The sequence below is a fragment of the Planifilum fimeticola genome, assembly GCF_003001905.1.
In the GTDB taxonomy this organism is placed as follows: domain Bacteria; phylum Bacillota; class Bacilli; order Thermoactinomycetales; family DSM-44946; genus Planifilum; species Planifilum fimeticola.
On record NZ_PVNE01000070.1, the window covers coordinates 1 to 1,148 of the forward strand.

Here is a 1,148-nt window from a genome sequence, read left to right on the forward strand (position 1 = left end):
TAGTGCCCCGTCGACTAACTTAGATCGGGAAATTCCGAAGGAAAATGTTACCTCATGGTCGAATGGATTCATAGGTGATCGAAATGATTTTCGTTCGTGACTTGACCACCAAGGAAGGCAATCAATTAAGACATATCATTCGAAAAGGATCCCATCCGGTGAAAGTCCGGCGGGCAATGGTTATTCTGGCATCCGCCCAAAAGATGACCGTCCCGAACATCGCCCGACTGTATCACCTATCCGAGGATCACGTTCGACGGTTGATTCACCGGTTTAATAAGGAAGGTATGAAATCGCTTCACCCCCGTTATGGAGGCGGCCGCCCGCGAACTTTTACGCTGGAACAACGTGCGGAAATCATTGAACTCGCGCAAATTCCGCCCAGAGTGTTGGGACTGCCTTTCACCCACTGGTCTCTTTCCAAACTGAAACAGGTGGCCGAAGAACGGGGGATTGTGGATTCGATCAGCATCGAAACCATTCGCCAAATCCTTTCGGAAGCCAAGATCACCTATCAACACACCAAAACGTGGAAGGAATCCAATGACCCCGAATTTCATACGAAAAAAAACGAATCGAACAGTTGTACAACGATCCACCCCAAGACGGGCGAGTGATCTGCGTTGACGAGTTCGGTCCCCTTTCCATTCAGCCGTATCCCGGGAAAGGCTGGTTTCCGCAGAAGAAACCGGATCGTTTGCCTGCCACCTATACGCGGAAGCATGGGGTTCGTCATTTGTTTGCCGCGTTGGATTTGAAAACGGACAAACTATACGCCCACATCAAGAAAACCAAGCGACATCAAGATGTGCTTCAATTTCTGAAGGTGTTGCGTCGCCGTTATCATCGGAGTGAGCGGTTGTACATTGTGCTGGACAACTTTTCCCCTCACCACCATAAGAAAGTCAAGACTTGGGCCCGTGAAAACAACGTGGAGTTGATCTATACGCCGACATATGCATCTTGGTTAAACCGGATTGAATGTCATTTTGGCCCGCTTCGCAAGTTCGTTTTCGAAGGAAGCAATTATTCATCTCATGATGAATTGGCTAAAGCCATCCAAGCATACATCCGTTGGCGCAACAAAAACAAACATCACGAAGCCATCTTAAAAGAACAAAACAAGATCAAGGTTGCCTGAAGGGGCA

At 48.3% G+C, this 1,148-nt stretch carries 2 protein-coding genes; both read left to right on the forward strand.

Annotated features, from left to right (window positions below; all coding sequences use genetic code 11):
* The first annotated feature begins 158 nt into the window (after positions 1–158).
* Positions 159–617 carry a helix-turn-helix domain-containing protein gene (locus CLV97_RS18450; protein WP_211295799.1) on the forward strand — a complete coding sequence of 153 codons (459 nt, stop codon included), beginning with the start codon at positions 159–161 and terminating at the stop codon, positions 615–617.
* Positions 584–1,141: an IS630 family transposase gene (locus CLV97_RS18455; protein WP_211295800.1), complete on the forward strand. Its 558-nt coding sequence runs from the start codon at positions 584–586 to the stop codon at positions 1,139–1,141. Before CLV97_RS18450 ends, CLV97_RS18455 begins: the two co-directional genes overlap by 34 nt.
* Positions 1,142–1,148 lie beyond the last annotated feature (7 nt).